Consider the following 7,618-nt stretch of genomic DNA (forward strand, 5'->3'; position numbering starts at 1 on the left):
AGCCGGTCTGGTGGGCTGGCTTTTTTTTATACGACACTGCACCCCGGCGGTGGGGCCGCCGCTCCGAAAAACCGGGGGGCGGGGGGGCGGACACGCCGACGTCACCGCGATGCCACGCCATTTTGCAGAACTTGACGCACACAACTGATCCAGGCGTTCGAGATCGACGCTCGAGCTTAGTGGAAGCTGGCTACTGGCTTAACACGTCGAGTGGCTGTCGAAGTGTGCAGACGAGCCGCCGATCGCGTTCCCAAGAGCGCCAAAACATTTCAGGCCACGCCGCTTTGTGCAGCCTGTATTTCAGCACTCGAGTCATTTTGACGCGGGTTCGCCACACGCGAGTGCTAGTATCCTAACGATAACGCCGGCCAATCGGGTGACTATAAGAAAGGGCAGTCAAGCCCTTCAATCTTGGTTTTAACAAGGCGCAAACGCGGTTAATCGCGCCAGACGCTCAAAAAGGGGAACTGAAAGATGACGATTTCTCGACGCAATCTCTTCAAGGCGGGTATCGCCGGCGGAGCGGCTTTTTCGATCCCTTCCATTTTGCGGGCGCAAGCGGCAGCGACCGAGGCGCGGACGGTCCGTATGTCGATAGGCCTACCGACTATCTTTGATCCCGTTGTTACGACTTCTCAAACCACCACCGACCACGCTGCGGCGATTTACGACACGCTGTTCGCGCTTGATTCGAAATTTATGCCGCAGCCGCAGATGGTTGGAAAGTGGGGCGTCTCCGATAACAAGAAGATTTACACTTTTGAGCTCCGCGATGGCTTAGGCTGGCACGATGGCAGCCCGGTCACCGCGGCGGATTGTGTGGCCTCAATCCGCCGTTGGGCCCAAATACGACCCGAGGGTCAATTTATGATGACTCGAGTCCAGGATATCTCGAAGAAGGACGACAAGACTTTCGCCATCGCGCTCAAGGAGCCACTGGGACTTCTCCCTACTTTCTTGGCGAATCTGCTCTACGTAATGCGGGAGAAGGATGCGGATAAGCCGGCAACGGAAGCAGTGACAACCAACATCGGATCGGGGCCGTTCAAATTTAATGAAGCCGCGGCGAGGCCGGGCGCTAGTTTAACTTACGACCGCAATGATAAGTACTTACCACGCCAGGAACCAGTTGACGGATTGGCCGGTGGGAAAATCGTCAAAGTCGACCGCGTGATTTGGGAGAATATTGGCGATGCACAAACTGCTATCGCGGCCCTTCAGGCGGGTGAGATTGATTTTTATATCACGCCACCTGCGGATCTTTTCCCAGTCATTGAGGCTGATCCAAACCTGGAGCTCCAGGTTCTCTACAAGTATGGCCAGGATTTTTTCGCGCGCATTAATTGCTTGCAAAAGCCGTTCGACAGCGTGAAGGCGCGCCAAGCAATGCTTCACCTGGTCGATCAAGAAGCGTTTTTACAAGTCCTTTCTTCCGACCCGAAGTACACGAATACCGTCACGTCCTTTTTTGGCAGTGGTAATCCCGTATCAAATGATGAAAATACCGGGTGGTTCAAAAAGGGAGCCGACCCGGAAAAGGCGAAGCTACTCTTCAAGGAAGCAGGATATGCCGGCGAAAAAGTCGTTATTCTTCAGCCGACCGACTGGGCAGACGGAAGCAACACTTCGCAACTTCTAGCAGATGCTTTGCGTAAGATCGGGATTAACTCCGAGCTTGCCCCGAGCGATTGGGCCGGCGTTTCCGCGCGTCGGGAGAACAAGCGTCCCGTCGAGGATGGGGGCTGGAGCATCTTTATAACAAGCGACACCGACTTCGCCCGTGGTGAGGCTATGACTACATCCCATCTCGCGATGAATGGCGAGAAAGCATGGTACGGTTGGCCACAGAGTGATGAGTATGAGGCCCTTCGTGCCAAATGGCCCGATGTTGAAACGGTGGATGAGCGCAAGGCTCTGGCCCGCAAAATGCAGGCAATTGCTTGGGATTATGTGCCCGAGGTTCTCCTAGGCCAATTTACGGCGCCAATCGCACGCCGCAAGACGCTCATCGGCCTCATCGGCATGCCTGATATCGTTCCCATGTGGAACATGGAAAAAGCTTGAGCGATGGCTGGTTATATCCTTCGCAGAATTGTTTCGACCATCGCCGTCATGGCGCTGGTCGGGATCTTCGTCTTCCTGCTGCTCAGGCTTGCACCGGGCGATCCGGCGGCCATGATCGCGGGCCGGTCGGCCACGGCGGAGATGGTCGCAGGCATCCGCGAACAGTTGGGTCTGAACGATCCTATGCCGGTCCAGTTCATACGGTGGTTGCGGGATATGCTCAGCGGCGATTTCGGGACCTCAATCTTTGCCGGACGACCGGTTCTCGAGCTGATCTCGCAGCGGCTTGAGCCCACCCTTTCCCTGTCGATCCTGACGATGATCCTTTCGGTGTCGGTCGGGGTATCCTTTGGCATCCTCGCCGCGTGGCGAACTGGCGGTCTCGTCGATCGCCTCCTCACGGCCTTTTCGGCATTTGGTTATTCTGTCCCGGTCTTCGTCATCGGCTATTTTCTCATCTACTTTTTCGCTGTCAGGATGCACTGGCTTCCGGTCCAGGGATATGTGCCGATGGATGGTGGCCTCGGCCCTTGGTTTGCGCACCTGATCCTGCCTACTGTAGCTTTGGGTCTCGGCTACATTGCATTCATCGCCCGGGTTACGCGGGCTAGCATGCTCGAGGTCCTGTCGGAAGACTATATGCGAACGGCCGCTGCCAAGGGCGCTTCGTCCTATGCCATGCTTTTCCACCATGCTTTGAAGAATGCCGGCGTCCCGATCCTGACCGTCATCGGCCTAAGCTTTGCCTGGCTCATTGGCGGGGTCGTCCTCACGGAAACGGTGTTCAACATGCCCGGTATCGGGCGTCTGGTCGTCGATGCGATCAACAACCGCGACTATCCCATCATCCAGAGCGTGCTCATCCTGACTTCGGGGCTGTACGTCCTTGTCAACCTCGCGGTCGATCTGGCCTATACGCTGATCGACCCCCGCATCCGGTACTGATATGACGCTCCTCTCCCCACCAGTCGAAGCCGTCCCGATGGGTGGGTTCCAGCTATCCGATCTTCCCCGTCTCGCAAGGCGGCACCCGCTGGTCATGATCGGCGGCGGCCTGTTGGCGCTCTTGATCATTCTAGCGATCGCCGCCCCGCTTTACGCCGGAGATCCGGTGAACATGGATCCATTCAAGCGCCTCCAGCCGCCTTCCGCCGAGATGTGGTTCGGAAGCGACAACCTGGGCCGTGACGTGTTTGCGCGAACGATCTTCGGCGCCCGGATCTCGCTCATGGTCGGGTTGCTGTCGGCAGCGACCGCGGCCATGATCGGGCTCCTGATTGGTGTCATCGCCGGTTACAGCCGCAGCTTCGACAACGTCGTTATGCGGATCATGGATGGCCTGATGTCGATCCCGACAATTCTGCTGGCGATTGCGCTCATTTCTCTGACAGGTCCCGGAATCGGCATCCTCATCGTCGCCATTGCGATCCCTGAGACGCCAGGCGTCGCGCGGCTGGTTCGCTCGGTGGTTCTGGGTGTTCGCGAGCGCCCCTACGTGGAGGCCGCGCTCTGCGGCGGGGCTCGCCTGCCCAAGGTGCTGTGGCGGCATATTTTGCCGAGCACCATTCCTGCGCTGATGGTCCAGGGCGCTAATGTCTGCGCCAGCGCGATCATGACGGAGGCGGGGCTGAGCTTTCTCGGCGTGGGCGTGCCGCCCGAGATTCCCAGCTGGGGCAATATGATCGCGAGCTCCCGCCTCTATCTCGCCATCGCGCCCTTGACGATTTTCGCCCCCGGTATCTGCCTTGCCGTCACGGTCCTTGCCGTCAACCTGCTCGGGGATGGCCTGCGCGACCTGTTCGACCCTCGCGCCAAGCGGAGGCGCTAACATGCAGATGCATCAAACCGCAGGTAATGACGTCCTGCTCGATGTCCGAAATCTAGAAACGCATTTTTACGGCGAAGGCAGCGTGACGCGCGCCCTTGGTGGCATCAGCTTCCAGGTGAAGAAAGGCGAAACCCTTGGCGTCGTTGGCGAATCCGGATGCGGGAAGAGCGTCACCGCCCTTTCGATCCTCCGGCTCCTGCCGAAGGTGAGCGCCAGAACCGTCGGCGGCGAGGTCCGCTTTCACGGTCGCGACCTGCTTGAGTTGTCTGATCGGGAGATGCGACAGATTCGCGGCGACCAGATCGCCATGATCTTCCAGGAGCCGATGACGAGCCTGAACCCAGTCTATACTGTCGGCCACCAGATCGCAGAGGCGGTCCAGATCCACACCAAAGCCTCGCGGTCCGTTGCCATGACTAAGGCCGAAGAGATGCTCCGTCTCGTGCGCATCGCGGATCCCGAGCGTCGCGTCAGCAACTATCCGCATGAAATGTCTGGAGGCATGCGCCAGCGCGCCATGATCGCCATGGCTCTCGCCTGCTCGCCGGAACTGTTGATTGCCGACGAGCCGACGACCGCGCTTGACGTCACGATCCAGGCGCAGATCCTGCGGCTCATCGTCGATCTGAAAGAGCGCACGGGAACGGCCGTGATGTTTATCACACATGACCTGGGCGTTGTAGCCGAGACATGCCAACGAGTAATCGTGATGTATGCCGGCCGCATCGTAGAACAAGCCGCCGTTACTGATCTGTTCACGCGTCCGGTGCATCCCTACACCCAGGGCCTCATGCGGTCGGTGCCTGATCGGCGGCGTGGCCGTCAGCGCCGTCTGCCGGAAATTCCAGGCATTGTGCCGAGCCTGCGCGAGCCCATTGTCGGGTGCAGCTTTGCGCCTCGCTGCCCGCTCGCCATCGACATTTGCCGCGAGAAGACGCCCGCCCTGCGTGATGTCGGGTCGAGCCACGCCGCGGCTTGCTGGCGCGCCGAAGAGGTGATGGGCCCATGACCGGTCCTTTGCTGAAAGTCGAGAATCTGACCAAGCACTATCCGCTCGGTTCGGGATTCCTGAAGAAGAACATCCCAGTGATCCGGGCGGTGGAGGATGTATCCTTTTGCGTCGAGGCGGGCGAGACGCTTTGCATCGTCGGCGAATCCGGCTGCGGCAAGTCCACCGTGGCGCGGCTCTTGATGCGGCTTGTCGAGCCGACGGCTGGCCGCGTGCTGATCGAAGGGACCGACATTGCGGGTCTCAAGAAGGACGCACTTCACGCGTGGCGCCGTCGGATGCAGATGGTCTTTCAGGATCCTTACTCGTCGCTGAATCCGCGACTTACCGCCGAACAGATCATCACCGAACCCGTCGAGAATTTTGAGCGCCTCAGCCGGAAACGGCGCCAGGCACTTGCCGCGGACCTTCTCCGAAAGGTCGGAATGTCGCCCGAGATGATGCACAGGCTCCCGTCCGAATTGTCGGGCGGTCAGCGCCAGCGGCTCGGCATTGCACGCGCCCTGTCGCTTAACCCCTCCCTCATTATCGCCGACGAGGCGGTGTCAGCCCTTGACGTATCCGTGCAGGCACAAATCTTGAATCTGCTTCTGGATCTCCAGCAGCAGATGGGCATTGCCTTCGTCTTCATCTCGCATGACCTTAGCGTCGTGGAGCATATCGCGCATCGCGTTGCCGTCATGTATTTGGGGCGGATCGTGGAGCTTGCGCCGTGCGAAGCGCTCTTTGCCAAGCCAGTCCATCCCTACACCGAGGCGCTGATAGCGGCAGCTCCGGTGCCAGATCCCACGCGGGTTCGGCTGGATGTGCCCGTCGAGGGCGAGGTGCCGAGCCCCATCAACCCGCCGAGCGGGTGTGCGTTCCATCCGCGCTGCCCGCTCGCCGTGGAGCGGTGCCGCATCGAAGTGCCGCCTTTGGTGCCGATGGCAGACGGACGCGTGGTGGCCTGTCACGTGCGCGCTCCGGCCGCTGACATCCCGGTCCAACCGGCTGTAGCGGACGATCATTCGCCTGCTCCTGTAGCTTAGCGGCATCCGTCGCAGTGCATCGAAAAACAAGTGTAGAGCAGTGAAACTGATGCTCTATGAAACATAGGAGATAACATGGGTTCTCCCGAAGATTGCCATCCTGCGATCCTGCGAGAGGGGGGCTTTGATACGGTAGGTTCAATCGAAACGAATATTGCAGACGGCTTCACGATGGCGGCAGTCGGCGACCTTCTTTACGCGCGGCCCGTAACCAAAGGCAATCACCCGGGCCTTGCGGATGTTCTCAGGATCTTCCACGGGGCTGACGTGACGTTCGGTAATTTGGAAACCAACATCTTGGATGTTCAGTCTAAAGGGTGCCCGCAGGCTGAGTACGGGGGTGCGTATTTAATCGGCGCTCCGGAGCTGGGCTCCGACTTGAAAGCGCTGGGTTTCAATATGGTCAGTCGGGCGAACAACCATACACTGGATTGGGGCGTCGAAGGTATGCGCGAGACGACCAGGGCGCTTGATGAGAACGGGATCATTCATGCAGGTGCGGGCGAGAATCTTGCACAAGCCGGTGCTGCTCGTTTTTTGGAAACCGCACGCGGCCGCGTCGCGTTGGTGTCTTTTGCGACAACATTCGAGCCTATGGCTCGTGCCTGCGACCCGGCCGGCGAGGCGCCGGGCAGACCTGGACTGAACGCCCTTCGCCTGGCAAAAAGCATAGTGGTTCCCCCTGAGATGCTTGAGAAACTGAGGCAGGTGCGCGAGATACTTCCTTGGTATGCGCCCCCGCCGAAAGATGCGTCTCGTGTAGCAATTGGCGAGATAGTCTTCGAAGCAGGGGAAAAAGCAGGATACAGCTTTAAACCTAATCCGCGCGACGTTGACGATATTCTGCGCAACGTGCGTCGTGGAAAGCAGTTCGCGGATTTCTGTATCGCTACGAATCACGGGCACGAGCCCGAGGAATTCACTAGCCAACCGGCTGACTATGAACAAACATTTGCGCGGAAGACGATCGACGCCGGAGCAGATGCATATATAAATCACGGGCCGCACCATGTGAGAGGCATCGAAATCTACAAAGGGCGGCCCATCTTTTACGGCTTGGGGAATTTCTTCAACCAAGACCTGAGAACGCCGGTCGGAGCTGACATGTTCGACGCACACGGTAAGGATCCGCGGGTCGATACGGATGCGGACGTAACAGCTCATGAAATGGCAATAGGCTATCCATATCCAGAAGGATTTATACCACTCTCCGACGCGGTCTACTATGAGAGTATCGTCAGCGTGGGCCGTTTCGAGGAGAACCAGCTCGCTGAATTAAGGCTCCATCCTATCGAACTTCGCCGCTCCGAAAGGTTAGCTAATCGGGGAGTGCCGCGCCTGGCACCCGCGCCGCAAGCAAAGGCCATTCTGGAGCGGCTACAGAAGCTGTCGAAGCCATTTGGCACCCATATCGAGATCGAAAACGAGGTTGGAGTGATCCGAGTGCGGCCCAGCTCAGCGCAGACCCGCATGTAGCGATACCCGTATTGACCCATCGAGGCTGTGAGCGTGCCTCAGTGTCTCCAGAGAGATCCGGAGGACGGGGGCATGCACTGCGGGGACGAACGGTCTCGCGAGCTGTTCAGTTGGACACCTCGAACTACCGGCATTTCCAGAGTGGGTGGTGCGACAATGAGGTTGCGAACAGCCTGGCGCGCGGCGGGGGCTGGATTTCGGTCGTTGGGGCTG

The 7,618-nt window shown here is 59.0% G+C and carries 6 protein-coding genes; all 6 read left to right on the forward strand.

The genetic code is table 11. The features are described 5' to 3' along the window. Nucleotides 1-474 precede the first annotated feature (474 nt). Complete coding sequence (locus tag NKI47_RS34150; RefSeq protein WP_352596081.1) at nt 475-2,064, forward strand: ABC transporter substrate-binding protein; 1,590 nt, start codon at nt 475-477, stop codon at nt 2,062-2,064. 3 nt (nt 2,065-2,067) lie between these two features. Continuing rightward, complete coding sequence (locus tag NKI47_RS34155; RefSeq protein ID WP_352596084.1) at nt 2,068-3,009, forward strand: ABC transporter permease; 942 nt, start codon at nt 2,068-2,070, stop codon at nt 3,007-3,009. Nucleotide 3,010: 1 nt separating this feature from the next. After that, nucleotides 3,011-3,892: an ABC transporter permease gene (locus tag NKI47_RS34160; RefSeq protein ID WP_352596087.1), complete on the forward strand. Its 882-nt coding sequence runs from the start codon at nt 3,011-3,013 to the stop codon at nt 3,890-3,892. Nucleotide 3,893: 1 nt separating this feature from the next. After that, complete coding sequence (locus NKI47_RS34165) at nt 3,894-4,901, forward strand: ABC transporter ATP-binding protein (protein ID WP_352596090.1); 1,008 nt, start codon at nt 3,894-3,896, stop codon at nt 4,899-4,901. Next, complete coding sequence (locus tag NKI47_RS34170; RefSeq protein WP_352596096.1) at nt 4,898-5,929, forward strand: ABC transporter ATP-binding protein; 1,032 nt, start codon at nt 4,898-4,900, stop codon at nt 5,927-5,929. The genes NKI47_RS34165 and NKI47_RS34170 overlap by 4 nt, the downstream gene beginning before the upstream one ends. A gap of 75 nt (nt 5,930-6,004) precedes the next feature. Further along, nucleotides 6,005-7,405 carry a CapA family protein gene (locus tag NKI47_RS34175; protein WP_352596093.1) on the forward strand — a complete coding sequence of 467 codons (1,401 nt, stop codon included), beginning with the start codon at nt 6,005-6,007 and terminating at the stop codon, nt 7,403-7,405. Nucleotides 7,406-7,618 lie beyond the last annotated feature (213 nt).

This window comes from Mesorhizobium sp. M0633, assembly GCF_040320645.1.
Lineage (GTDB): Bacteria > Pseudomonadota > Alphaproteobacteria > Rhizobiales > Rhizobiaceae > Mesorhizobium.